Annotated in this window: 10 protein-coding genes and 1 pseudogene; 9 read left to right on the top strand and 2 right to left on the bottom strand. The window is 38.9% G+C overall.

Translation table 11 applies throughout. The features are described from left to right. Positions 1-2: 2 nt before the first annotated feature. From ACIGBM_RS06440 to ACIGBM_RS06430, 3 genes are read left to right on the top strand one after another with little or no spacing between them, the layout of a single operon-like run. Positions 3-2,198: a hypothetical protein gene (locus ACIGBM_RS06440; protein ID WP_397477165.1), complete on the top strand. Its 2,196-nt coding sequence runs from the start codon at positions 3-5 to the stop codon at positions 2,196-2,198. Continuing rightward, complete coding sequence (locus ACIGBM_RS06435) at positions 2,191-4,206, top strand: hypothetical protein (protein ID WP_397477164.1); 2,016 nt, start codon at positions 2,191-2,193, stop codon at positions 4,204-4,206. Before ACIGBM_RS06440 ends, ACIGBM_RS06435 begins: the two co-directional genes overlap by 8 nt. Beyond that, on the top strand, positions 4,203-5,021 hold the full coding sequence (locus tag ACIGBM_RS06430; RefSeq protein WP_397477163.1) for an efflux RND transporter periplasmic adaptor subunit: 819 nt from the start codon (positions 4,203-4,205) through the stop codon (positions 5,019-5,021). The genes ACIGBM_RS06435 and ACIGBM_RS06430 overlap by 4 nt, the downstream gene beginning before the upstream one ends. Before the next feature lie 88 nt (positions 5,022-5,109). Here the strand turns inward: ACIGBM_RS06430 and ACIGBM_RS06425 are convergent. Continuing rightward, positions 5,110-5,268, bottom strand: a pseudogene (locus tag ACIGBM_RS06425) (IS982 family transposase); the annotation flags it as partial. A 232-nt stretch (positions 5,269-5,500) separates the two neighbouring features. Then, positions 5,501-11,212, bottom strand: coding sequence for a UvrD-helicase domain-containing protein (locus tag ACIGBM_RS06420; protein ID WP_397477162.1), 5,712 nt, complete (start codon positions 11,210-11,212; stop codon positions 5,501-5,503). A 628-nt stretch (positions 11,213-11,840) separates the two neighbouring features. Between ACIGBM_RS06420 and ACIGBM_RS06415 the strand changes: the two genes are divergently transcribed. From ACIGBM_RS06415 to ACIGBM_RS06390, 6 genes are read left to right on the top strand one after another with little or no spacing between them, the layout of a single operon-like run. Further along, positions 11,841-12,863 carry a cyclic GMP-AMP synthase DncV-like nucleotidyltransferase gene (locus ACIGBM_RS06415; RefSeq protein WP_397477161.1) on the top strand — a complete coding sequence of 341 codons (1,023 nt, stop codon included), beginning with the start codon at positions 11,841-11,843 and terminating at the stop codon, positions 12,861-12,863. 8 nt (positions 12,864-12,871) lie between these two features. Then, positions 12,872-14,563 (top strand): ThiF family adenylyltransferase, encoded by a 1,692-nt coding sequence (locus ACIGBM_RS06410; RefSeq protein WP_397477160.1) that lies wholly within the window; start codon positions 12,872-12,874, stop codon positions 14,561-14,563. After that, complete coding sequence (locus ACIGBM_RS06405) at positions 14,548-15,063, top strand: Mov34/MPN/PAD-1 family protein (protein ID WP_397477159.1); 516 nt, start codon at positions 14,548-14,550, stop codon at positions 15,061-15,063. The genes ACIGBM_RS06410 and ACIGBM_RS06405 overlap by 16 nt, the downstream gene beginning before the upstream one ends. A gap of 3 nt (positions 15,064-15,066) precedes the next feature. After that, positions 15,067-16,701, top strand: coding sequence for an SAVED domain-containing protein (locus tag ACIGBM_RS06400; RefSeq protein WP_397477158.1), 1,635 nt, complete (start codon positions 15,067-15,069; stop codon positions 16,699-16,701). Between the two features lie 38 nt (positions 16,702-16,739). After that, positions 16,740-19,133 carry an AAA family ATPase gene (locus ACIGBM_RS06395; protein WP_397477157.1) on the top strand — a complete coding sequence of 798 codons (2,394 nt, stop codon included), beginning with the start codon at positions 16,740-16,742 and terminating at the stop codon, positions 19,131-19,133. Continuing rightward, on the top strand, positions 19,130-20,407 hold the full coding sequence (locus ACIGBM_RS06390; RefSeq protein ID WP_397477156.1) for an McrC family protein: 1,278 nt from the start codon (positions 19,130-19,132) through the stop codon (positions 20,405-20,407). Before ACIGBM_RS06395 ends, ACIGBM_RS06390 begins: the two co-directional genes overlap by 4 nt. The last annotated feature ends 8 nt before the right edge of the window (positions 20,408-20,415 follow it).

Here is a 20,415-nt window from a genome sequence, read left to right as displayed (position 1 = left end):
TTATGCAAACCTTATTTTCAGAACATTGGCATCTGGTCAAACACGTAAAACCAAAACTAAGAGAAGCCGTAGATGTCTTTCCTCGACGCCTTCGAGGTAGGTCATGGATATTTTTACATGACCAAGCCACTCAAAAGTTTTTGAGACTAACTCCTGAAGCGTGGATGATCATTAAGCTCATGAATGGCCGAAAGGACCTAGAGGCTATCTGGGAAGAGAGCTGTCTGGAGCAGCAACAATTGCAGCAAAATCAGCGATTTTATAATGATAGCTCAGAAGTCATCAGTCAGAATGATCTAGTGGGTTTACTAGGGCAGTTATATAGCAATGACATGCTACAAACCCAGATGTCAGCAGACTCTACTGAAATTGTGAAGCGATATCGTAAACAAAAATTTCAGGCATTTAAACAATCTTTTTTAAATCCAATAAGTATCAAAATACCTCTATGGTATCCAGATCAATGGTTCAGTCGTCAAACTGCGACCGCCTTGCGCATTTATACTTGGACCTTTTTCGTTTGCTGGTTGGCGGTTATTGTACCTGCTATGTTTTTGGTAACCTCACATTGGGAAGCACTTACTGCCAATCTGTCCGATAGAATTTTATCCACATCGAATTTGTTTATTTTATGGTGCACCTATCCTATAGTTAAAGCGGTTCATGAATGGGCACATGGAATGGCAGTCAAGGCATGGGGCGGGGTAGTACGCGAAATAGGGCTTATGCTAATCATTTTTATGCCAGTGCCTTATGTAGACGCAACCTATTCTTATCGATTTACCTCTAAATGGGTCAGAGCATTAGTTGCGGCGACGGGTGTAATGGCGGAGTTGTTTTTAGGAGCCCTCGCCTTATTTGTGTGGTTAAACGTCGAGTCAGGATTGGTAAGAGCCTTTGCTTTTAATGTTATTTTCATTGCAGGTGTTTCAAGTCTACTGGTCAATGGCAATCCATTGATGCGTTACGATGGATACTATGTTTTGACAGATTTAGTTGAGATCCCCAACTTATCACAGAGGGCTAAAAATTACTGGATTTACCTATCAGATCGCTATATGTTTGGCGCAAAGGATGCCAAGCCTCCTATGGGCTATGACAAAGAGCGTTTATGGTTGTTTGTATATGGCTTTATCGCTCCAATTTATAGGGTGTTCATCATATTTACGTTGATATGGTTCGTCGCTCAAAAGTATTTCTTTGTTGGCATTCTTATGGCAGCTGTATCTGCTTGGATGTCTTTTGGTTTGCCCATATATAAGGGAGTTAAGCACATCTATAAAGGTAACTCTCTTATTAAAAAAAGGGTGCAAGCGAAACAACGTTTTTATCTTTTTTTAGTATTAATAATTCTTTTACTGACCGTTGTTCCTTTTCCCTTTTATAGTGTTCAACAAGGTATCGCTTGGTTGCCTGAAAGCAACATTATAAGAGCAAATACTAATGGAACGATAGAATCTGCCGATATATCAGCCAGTAATCATATCAATAAATCAGAACGAATTGTATTGCTGAGTAATCGTGAACTCACACAGCAACTTGAAAACATTCAGCAAGAAATATTGGCGCTAACTTTAAAGATGAGGCAAGCACAATCTACTGATATTCAAAGCTTTTATGCTCTAAAATCTAAGTATGATGCATTGGAAAAACAAGAACAGATCTTAAAAAAAGAGGTTAATGCTTTAGAAGTATTGTCTCCTATTAAGGGGGTATGGTATCCAAAGTCTATTGATAAAATGATTGGAACGTATCTTAAGAAAGGCGATGTTTTAGGATATGTAGCACCTAAACAAACTCAAACTATCAGGATGGTCGTTGAGCAAGATGTCATGAACCTTATACAAGAACGTTTAAAAAATATTGAAATTAAATCTACTACTGACTTAGGGAAAAGTTATGATGCAATAATTGTACGTCGAACTCCTAAAGCTGCATTTGAGCTTCCATCGGCTGCTTTAGGGATTAATGCGGGTGGTAATATTATTGTGGACCCTAGTGATACTAGTGGCAAAAAATCAGTAGATCGAGTGTTCGATTTAGAGTTATTGGTAAATCAAGATCAGCTTCTAAAACAAGAGCAACCTTTAGGCTTTAACGATCGAGTTTACGTTCGTTTTGATATGGGCTATATGCCCTTAGGCTGGCAGTGGATGATTAAAGGCCGTCAACTTTTCCTTAAGAAATTCAATGTTTAATTCAGTATTATTACGCAAGTTACGTCAAAACCCTTTAGTCCTTTCAGAGGGAGGAAGGGAGGAGAGCAATCCCAATCATCCTAATAAACTCATTAGGACTTTTTCTAATTTACAGTCATTTTATGCAGTAAAAAGTTATAGACGATCACAAGCTACTTCAAGCGCTAAAGCTATTAGGAAACTAACGCAACAATATGCGACTTATGACGACTTCAAGCTACGACAATGTTTTGAATTAGCAATAAAGAGCTTAATCATAAACAAAGATATGACGCCTCAATTAAATATAGCTCAAGCATGTGTGGGTGAAGCTATCTATCGGACATTCGGCTTTTATCCTCATGATGTTCAGTACTTAGGCGCTCGTGTACTCTTAAGTGGGCAACTTGCAGAGATGCAGACAGGTGAAGGTAAGACTGTAGTCGCTGCCATAGCCGCTACTATAGCGGCAGCTTCTGGTGCAGCAGTACATGTGTTAAGTACAAACGAATACCTAGCTACTAGAGACTGTGAAGAGATGACGCCTCTGTTTGATTTTTTTTCTATCTCTAGTGGGTCCATTTCTTCTGAGATGGAAATTGAAGAACGTCAAAAGCAGTATGCTCTCCAAATATGCTATGTTAGTGCTAGTGAGCTTGTGTTTGATGTTTTAAAAGATGAGCTCAATATAACGAATGGAGAAACAAGAGTAAAAGCGAGCTTGAATAAATTCATTCATAATATCTTAAGTAATAGCGATCAGCATATCGTTCCAGCATTACATTTTTGCATTGTGGATGAAGCAGACAGCGTGCTGATAGATGAAGCAAGCACGCCTTTAATTATTTCGCAAGAATCTGAATCTATTATGGAAAAACTTGTCTTGCGATGGGCTTTAGATGAAGCAAGAAAATTAATAGAAAGTAAAGATTTTATTGTTGATTTGGTGAACAATGATATTGAGCTATTAAAGAATTTTGAGCGCAATATATCATTGCCTCCTGAAAGTGTAAGGCCTATGTGGCATACAAAAGCTTGGCAGAAGTTAATCCTCAAAAAAGCTTTAAATGCATTGCATCTATTTCACTTAGATGAACATTATATTATCGCGGAAGAAAAAATAGTTATCGTTGATGAAGCGACTGGTAGACCAATGCCAGATAGAAGTTGGGAACAAGGTCTACATCAGTTGATTGAACTTAAAGAAGGGTTGGATATTTCTAATACAAGACAAACTATCGCCCAAATTACATTCCAGCGTTTTTTTAAGCGGTACATACTTTTGGCAGGATTGACAGGAACTGCTGCTGAAGTAAGCCGCGAGATGTGGAACGTCTACGAGCTCAAGGTATGTATTATACCCCCTAATAGAAAAAACCTTAGAAAGAAAATGAGCACAAACTGTCATTTAACGCAGGATGATAAATGGAAGTCTGTGGCAGATGAAGCTGTCAAAGTGGCGAAAAATGGTCAACCAGTACTCATAGGTACACGTAGTGTAGAGTCTTCAGAAAAAGTACTGGATTTTATCAATAAGAATAATAATAACGAAGGATTAACCATCCATCTTCTTAATGCAAGACAAAATGAGCAAGAGGCCGATATTGTTGCTCGAGCAGGATTAAGCAAAACAATTACAATAGCTACCAATATGGCGGGACGTGGAACAGATATCAAATTGGATGAGACAGCTAAAAATAGTGGGGGATTGCACGTTATTCTCACGGAACATCATGATTCTAAGCGTATTGATAGACAGCTGATTGGGCGCTCAGCTAGACAAGGGAATCAAGGTTCTTACCAAGAGATTGTTTGTTTCAATGATACATTGTTATTTGCTCATAAAAATATTTGGCAAATCATAGGAAGTAATATCTATTTACCCATATTGAGAACATATCTATATTCACGAGCAATGAAAACTGCTCAAAATCGTGCACAGCAAAGACAATATGAAATCAGAATGAATACGTTGAAACAAGACCGCACTCGTCAAAAACAAATTGGGTTTATTGGAAAGTTAAAATGATCAACAATGATAAATTTCGAAATAGTACTGCTGCTATTATTTTTCTTCTATTTGCTCCTCAATTTGCGCAAGCTTCAGGATTTGGGTGCATGTTAAAGCCCATAAAAACTGTAGACATTCGCAGTCCTGTAGTAGGCAGATTAAGTAGTGTTCAAGTAGAGCGGGGCAATTACGTTAAAAAAGGGCAAGTGCTTGCACGGCTAGACAATAGCGTTGAGCAAGCTTCTACAAACTCGGCAAAATATCGCTCACAGACTCAAGCTCAAATCATTGCTGCCCAAAATCGAGTAAATGCTGCTAGGCAAAAGATGGAAAGAATGAAAATCTTATCCGATGCAAAATTTATGTCTACACAGGCCTTAGATGATGCAAATAACGAATTAAAAGTTGCTGAGTCTGAACTAGATGCCAGTATTGAAAGTCAGACCTTGGCAAAGTATGAGTATAAAACTTCACTATCAGAGTTGAATCGGCGTACTATAAATAGCCCGTTGAGTGGTGTAGTGACAGCAAGGTACTTAGATGCTGGATCGATAGTTAGTCCTACTGATGGTGAGCATCCTATCCTGACCCTTGCACAGACTGATAGATTAAAAGTTCAAATCATTGCACCAGTCAAATATTTTAATCGATTTAAAAAAGGTGGCCTTATAACCATCTCTCCTGAGGCACCTTTTAATCGTCAAATAAAGGCGAAAATTGCTGTTAAGGATTCAGCCGTTGATGCGGCTTCCGGTACTTTTAGCATAATATCTTATATAAATAATCCAGGAAATAAAATACCAAGCGGTATATTGTGCTCAGTGAAGTATTAAGCGTTTGCCATTAGGTATAGCAAAGTATTGAAAGGTAATGTTCTAACCTGAATTCGGAATAAATTCTCTATTAAGCTACTGATGGCATTCATATTGCCTTAACTTCTTGAAAGCCAGCCACATTTTTGATGGTGGGTTTATAGAGAAACCAGCAGTAAGCGATTAGTCCTGACAGCAGATTGGTGATGAACCCAGTCACACTACGATGGCGAGAGTGCTCAATTTGACACAGATTTTTCAACTCATCTGCTCGTATAAAGCACTAATAATGTTAATGCGTTTTTTTTGCTTGCAAGTTGTAGCTGTCAATATAAGGCTTGCAAATAGGTACCTAGCCATAAGGACGCATAGTTTTTACCATAAAGCCACTCTCGGCTAAGTAAACAACGGGGTTAGCCTTACTGTGTAAAGTTATTGAGTTTATTGGTTTTTAAAATCAATCAGCTAATATAAAATGAATTGCTTGTTTAAGTTTATGCTCACCTACACTCCACATTAAATTGAACATAAGGCACAATTAGATAATGGCTACCCTCGCTGCCATGATAACCCGCTTTTTCATACCAAGAGATATCCTGCTGATAAAACAGGGTAGTTGTAAAGCCAGCCATCAATAGATGTTGATTACCTTGCCCTTGAGAAGAATATGCTTTAGAAAAAGCTTTAGAGAACTGAGCGATTTGTTGACCTTTAGCTGAGTAAAAGCCATCGCTTTTCTTATCTTGTTTATAGCAAGCGACATCAAATAGTCCCAGAATGTTATCTCGTGTTTTCGCCCAGCTATCACGGCAAAACGTCTGTTCTACAAACGTGCGACCTTCGTCATTAATCAGTGCGCGCGGCGTCAATACCAGCTCATCCAAACGCATAAAGCGATGAAAAGTCAACATTGAGGGCGGACTAATTACAGGCAGGTCAATTTTCTCAGCATGAGTAAGCAATATTTTAGCTAGGGTAGGGTGATGCGCTTTATGATGGAGTAGTAAGCTCAACGTTTGCTTAGCCCGTGTCAGTGCTACATATAATGGCCTATCATGACTATAATCTGCCTGAGCGTTTGAAGATGAGTTTGAGAGTTGATCATCAATGACATAAATATGATCAAACTCCATCCCTTTCGCACTATGATAAGTGATCAATATAACCTGTGTTTTATCATCGTATAGAATAGACTCTATCGCTTGTAATACCTGCTCATAAGTCACGTTTTCTATATCTTTTGTGCGGCTAATAATCGCATCCCAAGCTTTATCTAAATGGTTTAAGCTTTGCTTATCTCGCCAGCATTCCAAAAATTCAGCAACATTACCCTCAATAAAGTCTAAACGTTTCGCGCTCAAATCTTTAAATAGCGCTTGTCCTATAAAGCTATTTATGGGAGTAACTTGCTCATTCTCATTATAGCGCTGACTACTAATATTTAGAGCTTCAAGATAATGCTGTATGGCATCGAAATATGACCATTTAGGGGCTAGTACGGCTATGGTTTCTGGCGCTGCATTTTTTTGTTCATTACTCGCTAAGCGCTGCTCAATATCAGACGCGATCCATGCTGCCATGTCAACGCCTTTGGTTTGCTGGTAGTAGCCATAGCGAATAGGACTGTTAGGATAGGGTTTAGTCGCCTTGATGCTATGCTCAGCCTGCTTTAGACGCTCACTACTTGGCAATGTAGTAGCTATAAATTCATTGGCAAGCTCGACTATATTATTAGCACTACGATAGTTATTGAGCAGATAGTATTTTTGCTCAGTATTAACGTGGTAGTTGTCTGCAAACTGCTGGATATATTGAATACTAGCGCCACGAAAGGCGTATAGGTTCTGGTCGTCGTCACCAACCACCATCAAATAGCCGCGCTGCTCAAAGTTATCATCAGTAGCATCACTATCAGCATCTATAGCAATATAGCTATCATTGGTGTCGCTATTATTGTCATCTTGTGTTTGTAGATCTGCTAATAGCCCAATCATTTGATACTGATATTCATCGATATCTTGAAACTCATCGACCATGATGTACTGAAAGTGTTGCGGCCGCTCTTGTAGTTGACTGATGGCCTGCTCAATCATCCACTGATAGCGAGCATTATCACGGCGTTTTTGTAAGTTTTTCTCTTGGCTTAAATGCTCAATGCGCGTGGCAATCTCATCAAGCGCGGCATCGGGTGCGTCTTTTTCACTCAGTCCTGTGATTTGCCGTGCCAGCCCATGAAATGTTTGAATGGTAACATTGATCGCATGATAACCAATCAAAGCCAGTAAGCGCGATCTTAGTTCAGCTACTGCCAAACGGTTATAAGCCAATATCAAAATTTTCTCAGGCTTGATTTCTTCTATCATTAACAGATAAGCGACTCTATGTACCACCACGGTGGTTTTTCCAGATCCTGGACCAGCCAGTACCATGGCCGCACGGCTTGTTTCTTTGATGATTTGTACTTGAGTGTCACTAAAATATTTAGGCAAAATCTCTTTTTCATAATCTTTGATATAAGGTTTATGCACATCGATATCGTTGTTAATATAGGTTTCAATGACCTCAGATAGCGGCTTAGTAAAGTAGTCCTCAATCAACGCTTTTTGGACATCAGCGTCTGCCTGTAGCCAAAAGTTCAGCATATGGATGCGAGCGCAGCGATCTTGATAATGGGTTTGCAAATACTGATAGGCGTTTTCATGATACTTTGAAGTGGATTTTCGGTGTTTGCCAATAAAGAAAATAGCATCTTGCGTGTCGTCTAATCGGCTAAGCTCAATCAGCTCTAAGCGCTGTAACTGCTCAAGTTGGGTCAAGATAGTATCAGGATCGCGCTTTAATTTTTGGGCTAAAGTATCTAGATGAAACTCTTTACCATCGCCATCTTTTTTATCGGGTAGGGCAGGTAGCAGATGCGCTTCATATAAAGGTGTCAAATCTGCTACGAGCACTTTTGCATAGCGAACCCAGCTCTCCCAATTGTCTGGCAGATCCTCATCAATTTGCCAAAATTTAGTCTGATTTGTGGAGGAAACAAACACTTGGGTCGTACCATGATTGCGCGTTTTTAAGATACCTAGTGCTCGAAACATAGGTAGAATATGACGTTTACTAGATAAATTATGGCGCTGCTGAATCAGCCAGTTGTCGAGTGCTTTGGTATTGAGCTGGGTGGTGCCTTGCATTTCTATCGCTTCAGTGCCACTTAGCGCGCCATAGCTGCTATTTAGACATTCCTCTAAAGCAGTAATAATACGGCTTAAGCGATTAAATTCACCCTTTAAATAGCGGTGTGTATATTTTAGTCGTACACGTACCACAACTTGCCACTGAGCATGACCTTGATTGACCAACTCACGTAACCCTTTTAAGAGTGATTTAACAGAGTAGCCAAGTGCCAGTGCCAATTCAGGTAAATGGTAGCGAGTAAGGCCCGTATTGTTATCATTACTAGATCCTTCGTTACCGCCAGTCTTAGCGCTAGCTATGTTTGTTGTCACCGTGCTTAAGCTATTATTTGAAAGCTGCTGTAATTGAGTATATAGATTAGACATATTAGTATGTTTGCTGGCAGGCGGTTGGCTTGAGAGTTTGATACTGATCCAAGCCGGTTGCTGGTCTTTTTCAGTCAGCAATCCGTAACGCTCGAGCGCCAATAAAGCCACTCTTACTTGGGTATTAAGTTGTTCAGTCTCGTCATCTGGTGCAAGTATGGGCGCTAGTACACTGCTAGGAAACCATTGATCTTGCATGGGTTTACTGAGAGCTGGACGTATGGCTGTCCAACAGTCTCTTAAGGTATTTGTATTTGGTATGCGTGACTCACGCTCTTGGAAAAACAAAGCTTCAATATCTCTTTGACCCCATAGCATATATGCTGCGCCGACCTCGTACGACTTACGTGCTGCACGGCCAATCTCCTGAATATAAGACTCAAGGTTATTCGGCGGCCCACTATGGATAACAGTATGGATGCCCTCTTTATCAATGCCCATGCCAAAAGCATTAGTACAGACCACTACGTCTAGTTCATCATTTTTAAATTTTTCAAGTACACTCTTTTTCTGCCCCTCATTTAATTTAGAATGATAGGCGGCGGACACTAAGCCTTTTTGGGCGAAATCGTCAGCATATTGATCACAGCCTTTACGGTTACGCAGATAAACTATAACTACGCCTTTTTCAGGATGTTCTGGATATTGGTTTTCGTACCAAACTTTGCGCTCATTTATAATGTTATAGATATGTGCTTCACGCTCGTCCTTGGCTGCTTCTATAAAATGCGCAGTAATATCGTCACGCCAAATCTTAAGGCTTTCGATAGGGGTACCATACTGTACCAAAGGTTTATTGTCAGTTAAGGCAGTAAGCTTATTTACCAGCTCACTTTCTAAATCATCTTTGACACGTGTGGAGGCTGTGGCGGTCACTAAGCTTATGGTGGGTGGTAAGAATTCCGACGCGTTACTGCTAATATTTGTTCTAGATGCGTTAGTATTGTCCTGATCAGATATCACTTCTAACATATCAAGCTGAAGTTTACCCTCTTTAATGTCTTTTTGGCGCTCAAGCTGCTTTGTAAAGTGTTCTCGAAGCTCGTCGCTATAACACGCCATCATGTGATCGGCGATACGCAAAAAGTCTGGCCGAAAATCAGTGCCCCATTGGCTAAGCGTATGCGCCTCATCTAATACCCAAAATGCTGGTGGGCGATTTTTGAGTAGTTGACGAATACTATGTGTACGTAGCCGCTCTGGACTCATATAAATAATATCGATATCGCCTTGCCAAATACCTTCTAAGATGTCTTTTTGGGTTTCTATGGACTGCCCTGAAGTCAGATAAGCAATACGGTTGGCGTAGTCTGGCAAATCAGTATGCAAGTTGACAACTTGGTCTTCGATTAATGCCTTTAAAGGCGATATCACTACGGTCAGCTGACGTTGGTACCTACTTAATATCAGTGCAGGTAGCTGGAAGGTCAAGCTTTTACCGCCACCTGTTGGCAATATGCCAAGAGGGATGTCCTTATTCATCAGTACTGCTTTGACAATAGATATCTGTCCTTCGCGCAAACGCTCAAAGCCAAAAAAGTGCTGACACTGTTGATTAATCCAATCTTCACTCGGCTCACGCAAATGCCAAAAAGTATTTTCAGCTTGGCTAAAACTACGTCTGTGGAAAGGATGCTTGATAAGCCATACTGGACGGCGTGCTTGTGGCTTATCAAAATATCTTAGCCAGTTAATAAAGGTGGCTAAACCAAGATGTTGCCATAGTGTTGAGTGCGCTTTATCATCATTGCTTATATGAGTATTGCACATACAACTTTCTAATAGGTTGATAAGATCAGTTCGATTTCCTGCGGGCAAGCTGTCAAAGATAGCTTCTATATCAAAGATATTGTCTTCATCTATAGCAAAGTAGCTTTGACGGCTGAACATATGCAAATGCAAAAGCTGTGGTAATAGCTTGTGCAGTAGTATTTGCATATTGGTAGGTAGGATTTGCCACGCCTGTGTGCAAAGTCCAAACACACAGCGACTTTCTAAGCAGTCAAGGACTGGATTATTATAATCGACATTGGCTTTGTAGAGCTTAGCTAAGGCGTGACTAGGCTGGTGTGGAATAAATAGGCAGCTCAGTATCAGTGTATCCCAAGCTTTCGCTTGCCAGCCACGCAGTTTGTCAGAACCGTCAAGCTGGTTTGTTGATAATGTATGTTTATAGCTAGTGGTCGATAATGCGTCGTTTAATAGCGAATATAGGTGAGGTAAATCAAACTCAATTAGATGATGGCCACCTAAAAAATCAGCTTTATTTAATAGCTCATAAACGACATCTGACTGCTGTCGAAATTGCTGAGCATTAAAGTGCCAATAGTAGTCGTTGATTAAGAAAGCACCATCTATTAATTTCTCATTTTCGGGGTTAATCTCTAAATCGAGCCAGAGAGTTTGTTGTGGATTCAACTTTGAGAGTAGTTCAGAGGCACTCTGAACGGCTGTTAATTTCTCTATATACTTCGTTGCATTGAGACGTAGAAACTCCGGTAAGCTGTTTGGCTTTGATGTTTGCATATCTGCTGTAGATGGAAGTGCACTATTGATGGGATCAGAGATATCGTTATGACTGTTTTGAGGACTCATCTGCCCAAATATTCTGGAAGGTGAAAAAGAAGTAGGTTGGATAAAATCTGGTAGGTCTGACATGCTTTCAGCTTCTAAGTAGTAAGTAAATAAACGAACTATAGTATACAATTTTCTTTGTCTTAGCCAGGGTCATAGTGGGCGAGCACTTGCAAGTATTATCATATTCTTAATAAACCCTAATATTAATAACAGCATCTAGGTAAAAACCAAAGCTATAAATATAGTGCTAACGCCGAGTACTATCTAGGGTTAGCATCATATTTTTTTTGGTTATGAAGATATAGTTACTGTCAGTGCTTAATCAGATAGTCTGCACATTAGCCGCACGACTAAATAAGCCTTTTGAGAAGGAGTTGTTGGATATTTTTCAGGCTTGATTTGATTGGAGACGGGTTAGCTGTCGCATGTAACCTAAGGAGGTTAGATGCGTTTTAAGTAGGTATGAGAAATAAACTATTCAGAACTATAACTATCTATCATGAAAGCGGTTCAAGAGTATTAGATAAAAATACTTGTAATTTTTTAGATAATATTAGTAGCTCGTTATGAGTGCTTAGGTTGGCATTGCAATTAGTCCTACTCTTTACGACACACAATGTCGTTTCTTATGGTTTATATCTATCAATGTCTATAGAGACTTGATATATTCTATAACCATTAAAACTTAATAATTGTTGAGAGGTGTAATATGGCAAATTTGCAGAAGCAGTTCTTAGAGTTTCATGATGCTATTAAATTAGGCACTTACGAAGAGAACGACTTTTTACGTGAAAAACGCGACCTAATCATCGATAAGCTTAAGAGTAAATTGGCGGAAAGAAAAGACGATGGTTATCCTCAGTATGAAAGAAGCTTTAATCAAGGAAGCTATGCTTTAAATACAGGTATCCAACCTATAAGAGACGGTGATTATGATATTGATGTTGGCGTGCTTCTTGACTGCCATAAAGAAGACTATAAACCGGTCGAATTAAAAGAGTTAGTCGCAGACTGTATAAAACACAATAACCGGACTGTAGAAGTGAGTCGTTCATGTGTGACAGTGACATACATGAAAAATGGCAAACCAGATTATCATGTTGATTTGCCAATCTATGCTAAGTCTAGCAACGCATACGATGATACATACTATCTAGCTAAAGGTAGAAAAGGGTTAGCTGAAGATAAGCGAGTTTGGCAGGCAGCGGATCCTGAAGGTATCAATTCAATAATTAATGGCTTATACAAAGGTAATGATACCTATGAAAATAACGGTTCTGATCAACGTAAACAGTTTCGTAGATGCGTACGCTACTTAAAGAGATGGCGTCATCATAAATCTGTTGGGATTCATAGCATTGGGCTGACCATGGCAGCATATTATTGGTTAGAGCCCGAAGTAGAAGTTAAAAATGATGGAGAAGTTCTATTAAGCTTGGTCAAAACTATCTTGAATAATTTTGATTACTTTGGTCGTCTCAGCATGAATCTGCCTATAACACCCGGTGGCGATTTACTGAAGTCTGTCAGTGATGAAGACATGGCTACTATCAAGGAACGTTTTGAGACACTAAGGGATAATTTACAGTCAGCTGTCGATGAGCCAGATGCGCATGAGGCCAGTAAGACATTAAGAAAATTTTTTGGTGATGACTTTCCAGTAGTAGCCAAAACTGATAAAGCCAAAAGAAGTAGTGAAGCACCGTATGTGAGTACTGGCTCATCAGCATAGGTAATGTTATGAAAATCAGCGATGGCATACAGCAAAGCTTCAAAAATTATATTCAATCTCTTGGTGGTAAAAGCATTGAGAGCTATGATAAAAAGGATGGTTTTATAGCCATTGGCTTTGATTTAAATATTCATGGTCAGTCAGTTCCTTTATCAGTCAAATATGTTGGTCAAAAGCGTTGGCTATCTTTGCCGACAGTATCGGTTGCTCCGTGCACCTTGCCAGCGTTAGCTCATGTGGGTAATGACGGCTTGATATGTGTCACAGATCATCAAGGTGAGATGTTTGATAGCGCTGACTTATTTGGTCTCTTCAAATATGCTGTAGATACGGCTACAGGCATTCTGACGAATGCCCTTAAACTGTACAGTGTTGGAAACAGAGAGGCTTTATATGAAGAGATCGATGGTTATAATCAAACAGTCGTATCAGCTGCCCCTATTATTATTGCGACACATAATCCGAATCAGTCTGACAGCTTATATGCATGGTGTATTAACTTTACAAGGCAACGCAATACACCTCAATGTCATCACATCAAATGCTTAGTTGACGGAGCTAGTCAACATCCACCTAGCTCCAGCCCTTATACTGCTATAAAAGTAACTAAAATAATCCTGCCTCGTATTGAGGATTTTGTTATTCCTAATCTTTTTACATCCTTCGATGAACGTTGGTGGGAACAACAAACTTTAAACTTCAGTACCCAACAGTTAGACAGCTTAAATAAGAAAAGTAAGTTTAAAATCGTTCTCTTAGAGATACCCACGCCTAAAATGCATACTTACTTGGTCATCTCCTATTATCAGGATATGGCTTCGAATAAATATCGTAATTTTAAGGTACAAACATTACAGCGCGGTTGGCGCGAGTATTTACTTAATCGTACTGGCATTGAGTCTCAATTTTTAAGTAAAAAGACGGTTGTGATAGCCGGATGCGGTTCAGTTGGGTCAAGAGTTGCAGAGATATTGGCTGAGTCAGACGTCGATAAATTAGTACTGGTTGATTATGATGATATGAAAACCGACAACATTATGCGGCATTACCTTGGAATACAAGATGTCAACCAATCAAAGGTTAGTGCTCTTAAAAATCGTCTCCAACAAAACATACCTGAGTTAGAAGTAGTAATCTACAAAACTACTATCTTAAATTGGCTTAATAGCCAGAATGATGAACAGCTATCTGAAATTCATTCCATAGTGCTAGCTACTGGTCACCCTCCAACAGAACTAGAGGTATGCCGCCGCTTATATACTTACGAGGGAAACGTTCATGTTGTATCTGGTTGGCTAGAGGCTTACGGGTTGGGTGGTCATACTCTAGGGTTTAGAAGCAATGAGAATACCTGTTTGAAATGTCTTTACTATGATGACGATGGCAATCCTTCAAATTATATAAAGACCAGTTTATTTAGTAACCCTTCAGGCATAGTTTTATCAAAAAATATTACTGGATGCGCTGGAGCGTTCACAGCATATGGTTCAGTCCATGCTATGAAAACAGCAGTAATAATGGCTGAATATGTAATCGAGAATAAAGTAGGATTACAGTCGTGGTGCGCTACCAATAAGTTACCGACCAACTATAACTTGAAGGCCACTAAACATCATACATTGGCTCTACAAAATGGTGGCTACTACTCACAGCCTTTAAATACTATTAAAGTGGCAGGTTGCTCATGTTGCAGTACCTAAATAACCGCATCGTATGGAAGGAAAATAATAAAGCATACGATGGCGCAATAGCAGAGTCTGTCATAGCCACATGGTTTGATTTTAGACAATCACGAGCCAAATCCAAGGAAGCAGGCGGTATATTATTAGGTAGCTATTATCCAGACAGTCATACCATAGTAGTCGACGACTTAACGACGCCAATGTTCAGAGATAAGCGTACTCGAACCACTTTCTTTCGTTCCAAGTCTCACGATAAAGCTCTGAAAAAATATTGGAAAGATACCAAAGGTTTTGGTGGTCTTCTAGGGCTATGGCATACACATCCTGAGCCAAAACCTAATCCATCTGTTACTGACTTGAATGATTTAGCTAGTCAATTCACTAGCTCTAAATACCTATCAGAACGCATTTTGTATGTCATCGTTGGTACTAGTCATATTGGATTTTGGATTGCCTACTCTCAAAACTCTAAAATATTTCTAGGCTATTTACCTTTTTCTACTGAATTGGACGATTAAATAATGACTACAAATAACCTATCTGCGGTAACTCAGATCCCGCTTGATCAAGCCCTAAATAAAAATATATTTACCGATCTTAACTCAGCCAAACAATATCTCGACCATCTTAAAGGTACAGGACTACAATGGGATCATGTCGGCTTTCTTTCAGACGCAAGCTACCACAACTTACTGACATTGTTGTTCAGTAATAGTGAGTTGATTGATATTTTTAGATTTTCTCTTCAGCGTGACGATAATGAAAAGTTGGTTTCATACATAAGTGATAGCTATGTAATAGACACGAGGTTAAGAGTTTCTGAAAAGGAAGAGTTTGGTTTAGAAGATTTTCAGACATTAGAAAGTTTTAAGGAGCTATGGGATGAAATTACAGTTAGCTCTAATAGGCTCAACGCTAAAAAAACTACTGAATTATTCAAACGCTGGAGTTTAGGTCGAGAGAAAGTTACAGGAAGAGGAAACCAATTCAGTGAATCAACTAAACGTATCGTTATGGAAGAGAGTCATGGTAGATGCATGTTTTCTGGCTGTGGTTCAAGATTAGATTTTGATTCATTATCAGGACATAGGGGTAACTTCGGTTATATGGCTCATAACATTGCAGCCTCTGAGAGTGGCCCTAGAGGGGTAATGTACTTATCAAAAAATCTGGCTGACGAGCCAAGTAATGTTCTATTATTGTGTGATGTTCATCATAGGTTAGTAGATCGAATAGCAACTTTAGATTATCCTGCATCTAAATTACAAGCTATGCGAACCATACATATTCAGCTATGCAACAACCTTCTCAATGCATTGAGTTATACACCTGTTCCAGTATATTTTATTCCGTGGAGCGTAAATGGACAAAGTATAGAAATGCCAGATCCGATATCAATTTCGAAATCATTGAACGTATTCAATTGCAGGGCTAAACACGATTTAACTCCTTTAGATTGGGGTGTAAGTGATTCAATGCAAAATTCTTATGAATTTCATAAAAGATGTTCTGAGCATATAGGAGACTGTGTTAATCAAATAAAAGCATGGACTAAAGGTAGTAGCGCAGCTGTGTTCGTTTTAGGTCCAACTTTTGCTTTAATAGGTTTTGGTGCGAAATTTGGTAATAAATCTAAATTAATGCCAATGCTCCGTTACAGAGATGCTAGTAGTTGGATGTGGCCTGGAGTACAGCCTAGAGAAGATGCATTTATCATTGACGAGCCAAAGATTGACTCAAAGCATTCAGAAGTTATTGTTAGCATTAAGTTAACTTTCCCCGCTGCGATGATTGATTCAACAATTGACCATCTTAATCAGCAAGCCCAAGACAAGCTTCCAATAATAAACATATATCCTCCTCAGAGTTACGGATACGGTAATGGCGCAATAGCGCATCCACTTGAGGGTGAGAAACTAGCTAATAGACTTAAGGAAATTTTTACTAACTTGAATCAAATGTATGGTATCAAAAAAGTACATCTATTAGTTTGTGCCTCAAATGCGGCCTGTGTATATATTGGTCAAGCTGTTGATAGATTTCAGCCTGAATTTATAGTCTACGATTATGGAACTAAGATGATGGAGCCTAAACTCAGAATATATAACGACGGGAATACTACAGTCATTGAATGTATTAGAAAAAATTGTGAATAATTTCAAAAACTAATTAAATAATTTGAGGAAGTAGCTGTATGGATACAACAAAAATAGATAGTGATTTAGTATCGAAGCTCATTGAGCTAAGCCAAGACGATGCGATTACAAGTAGACCAGAAGGCGTTGAAGAGCTTTATGAAGAGTTTTTAAGTAAGTTTCCAAAAAATAAAATAACTGAATTAACTCAGGAGCAATACTGCTTAGGTCATGGATCTATCACAGATAATTATTGTCGATGGATAGAGCGCGGGCTACAGCCTATATTTGGTCGTTATATGCCAGGTACGGCGAAAGGACACCTACTTTATTTGAAAAAAGATGGAACACTATATAAGCATCAAAGCTTGAGCGACTTAAGTGACGATGATGCATTAAGTTATGTTCTTAAGATCCATCAAATAATAATCGATGCTGACGTTAACGCTGATATCACTTGGATTGATCAAGATAATGAGGTATATGATCGCGCAGGTGTAGAGCCTAAATGTGTTATGGGAGCAGGACGTCGTGCGCGTTTAATATCTATATACAATCCAGATACTATCTTGCCAATTTCATCTACCGACCATATCGAGCACTTTCTGAAAGCGTTTGATGTTCCAGAGTCAAGAATACCACCTTATAATCAAGTCATCCGACGCTTATTGATGCTTACCGATATATACCAAACTATTAAAAAGGAACATGATTTAGATATCACTCCCCATGAGTTTATGTCTGTGCTTTACAGTGAGCAATTAGGTATTAAGCCAAGCAGAATATCTATCTACAACGATACCAACGAAGAATTAGATGAACTAACGATAAGCATGTTTGATAATGAAGCGCTTAATCGTATCGTCTACGGTCCACCTGGAACAGGTAAGACCTACTGTACTACAGAACTCGCTGTACAGTGCGCTGCTCCCGATTGGTATTGTGATTTTAATAATGATCCTCTAGACGAATCAGGGAGAAGAGAGCGTTTAAAAGCTAAGTATGATGAATTAACGGATAAAGGTCGTATTGCATTTACTACCTTTCATCAAAGCTTTTCTTATGAAGATTTCGTTGAAGGTATTAGACCTATAGTCGTAGAAGGAATAGATGGGAGTTCAAATATTAGCTACGAAGTGGTTGATGGTATTTTCAAGCAATTATGTACTAATGCCAGAACAACAGAGCAGACAGGCTATACACAAGCAGTCAATATTGAAGGTAAAAATATATGGAAGCTTTCTTTAGGAAATACTAATATCTCCGATGAAAATGAGATATTTAATGAATGCATTGATAACAATTATGTGCTTCTAGGTTGGGGTGATGACATCGACTTTTCGAACTGTAGTAATCGTAGAGAAGTAGTTGCAAAGATAGAGCAATCGCATAACATTTCTTTAGCTGATGATCCTAATAATTATAAAGCTACAGCTGTTAATACTTTCAAAAATGCAGTTAGTATTGGTGATCTAGTAATCATATCTGATGGTAACCATAAGTTTCGTGCTATTGCCGAGATTACAAGCGACTATGAATTTTTAGATACAAAAGAACGCTCTGGTTTTCAGCAATTAAGAAAGGTTAAATGGCTACGTATTTATAGCCCGAGTTTGCCAAAAGAGCGTTTATTTGATAAGTCATTGTCTCAAATGACTATTTACCAGTTACGTAACACAACTATTAATCGAGAAAAGTTAAAGCAATTGCTTACTCCAGAACCTACTACTAATTCTAGCAAGTTACCGCATTTGATTATCATTGATGAAATTAACCGCGGCAACATATCTCGTATTTTCGGTGAGCTTATTACATTGCTTGAGTCTGATAAGCGTAAAGGTGGCTCCGATGCGAGAGAAGTAACATTACCATATTCGAAGTTACCGTTTTCAGTCCCATCAAATCTATACGTTTTAGGTACTATGAATACTGCAGATAAATCTCTCGCACAACTGGATTTAGCCTTACGCCGCCGATTTGATTTTATTGAGCTATTACCTAAGCCTGAACTATTAGATGGCATAACAGTTCATGGCATTGCTGTATCTGAAATATTAACAGTAATAAATCAGCGTATTGAAGTACTGTTAGATCGTGAACACACCATAGGTCACTCGTATTTTTGGTCTTTGAAAGACTTAGATTCAGACGAAGAAAAGGAAAAGGAACTAGGTAATATTTTCAAGAGACGGATTATCCCGTTACTGCAGGAGTATTTCTTTTCAGATTGGGAGCGTATTGGCTGGGTATTGAATGATCCTAGCAAGCATACATCAGAACAGTTTGTTCAAACTGGGAAGATAACTCCGACCGTTAGCGAGTTATTCCATAGTAGTATTAAAGGTCTAAACGATCGTCGTTACCTTATCAATGAGACTGCTTTTAACAACCCTGAATCCTATAAGAAAATATTAATCCAGCTTAAGTCTAAATCTTCGGATGGCGAAGCATGATTCAAGTCAGAGAGTATGCTCAGCTGACTACCAATCAAACAGTATTATCTAGCTTAGACTTGGCTATCATTGAGCAAGAAACTTTTGATTGGTTAGTGGAATTAAGTGAAAAAGAGAGCTATGGACGGTTTATTACTTATAAGCGTCCAAATTACTTACAGTTGCATTCTTATGTAGGTTATTTAGAAAGTCCTTGCGGCGAAGGTATTGAGATACTACCAAAGACAGGATTAGTTTTACAGGAGCCAGATAAGAGCAGAGAGGTCTTATGCAAAATGCTAAGCTCCGTCTTAAACCTATCCTATAAAGAGGCTCAATCTGCCAGTCTCAATCGAATGAACTTACCTATTCATGAGTGGATATACTACCAGTTTTTATATTTGCTAAAGGAGCTGGTAGCGTCTGGGCTCAGATTTGACTATCAAAGAATTGAAGAAGAAAGTAGATTTATTCGTGGCCAGCTTGATATTACAGTTCAACAAAGGCAAACGGTTGGCCGAGCTCATCTTTTTCATATTCGTCATGATGTCTATCATCCAAATCGACTTGAGAACCAACTAATCAAAACGGCATTGGACTACGTACAGCAGCACTGTAGGAGTTCTGAGAACTGGCGACTGGCTAATGAGCTCTCACACATCTTAGATCCTATAACGAGTCTTAGAGAGCCTTTAAACTCAATGCATAAGTGGTCAGATATCAAAATATTGCAATCCTACCAAGCGATAAAGCCATGGTGCCAGCTAATACTTGAAAAGCTCAATCCAAACTTTCAAAAGGGAGAGCACCGGGGTATTGCATTGTTATTCCCAATGGAAATTTTGTTCGAGAAGTATGTGGCAAACTGCTTACGACGAGATATCAAGGCGCCCTGGCAACTAACAACACAGGCTTCTAATAAGCACATGGTGAATGCACAAAAAGATTTAAAATCGCGCTTTCAATTAAAGCCTGATTTATTAATCAGTAAAGAAAGAAAAAACCACCATGTACTTGATACCAAATGGAAGTTAATAAGCTTCAGTAATAGTGATAACAATTTCAATATCAGTCAGTCGGATATTTATCAGTTATTTGCTTATGGTCATAAATATTTGAACGGGTATGGGGACATGATGCTTATTTATCCTAAGCATCATCAGTTCGAAACACCTTTGGAATGCTTTTATTTAGGAGAAAAATTGAGGTTGTGGGCAATACCATTTTGTATGGAAACTGACAAATTGATTATCGGTGAATGGGTAGAAAGGTTTCCATCTTTAACCCAAGTTTGAAATTGTAG

Source organism: Psychrobacter sp. NPDC077938 (assembly GCF_044542635.1).
Lineage (GTDB): Bacteria > Pseudomonadota > Gammaproteobacteria > Pseudomonadales > Moraxellaceae > Psychrobacter.
Note: the sequence above shows the minus strand (reverse complement) of the source record. Positions and strands in the feature narration are given on the sequence as shown.

Coding starts and splice junctions, on each gene's coding strand:
- ACIGBM_RS06440 (WP_397477165.1), top strand. CDS start 3: ATGCAAACCTTATTTTCAGAACATTGGCATCTGGTCAAACACGTAAAA.
- ACIGBM_RS06430 (WP_397477163.1), top strand. CDS start 4,203: ATGATCAACAATGATAAATTTCGAAATAGTACTGCTGCTATTATTTTT.
- ACIGBM_RS06395 (WP_397477157.1), top strand. CDS start 16,740: ATGGATACAACAAAAATAGATAGTGATTTAGTATCGAAGCTCATTGAG.
- ACIGBM_RS06435 (WP_397477164.1), top strand. CDS start 2,191: ATGTTTAATTCAGTATTATTACGCAAGTTACGTCAAAACCCTTTAGTC.
- ACIGBM_RS06405 (WP_397477159.1), top strand. CDS start 14,548: ATGTTGCAGTACCTAAATAACCGCATCGTATGGAAGGAAAATAATAAA.
- ACIGBM_RS06400 (WP_397477158.1), top strand. CDS start 15,067: ATGACTACAAATAACCTATCTGCGGTAACTCAGATCCCGCTTGATCAA.
- ACIGBM_RS06410 (WP_397477160.1), top strand. CDS start 12,872: ATGAAAATCAGCGATGGCATACAGCAAAGCTTCAAAAATTATATTCAA.
- ACIGBM_RS06415 (WP_397477161.1), top strand. CDS start 11,841: ATGGCAAATTTGCAGAAGCAGTTCTTAGAGTTTCATGATGCTATTAAA.
- ACIGBM_RS06420 (WP_397477162.1), bottom strand. CDS start 11,212: ATGTCAGACCTACCAGATTTTATCCAACCTACTTCTTTTTCACCTTCC.
- ACIGBM_RS06390 (WP_397477156.1), top strand. CDS start 19,130: ATGATTCAAGTCAGAGAGTATGCTCAGCTGACTACCAATCAAACAGTA.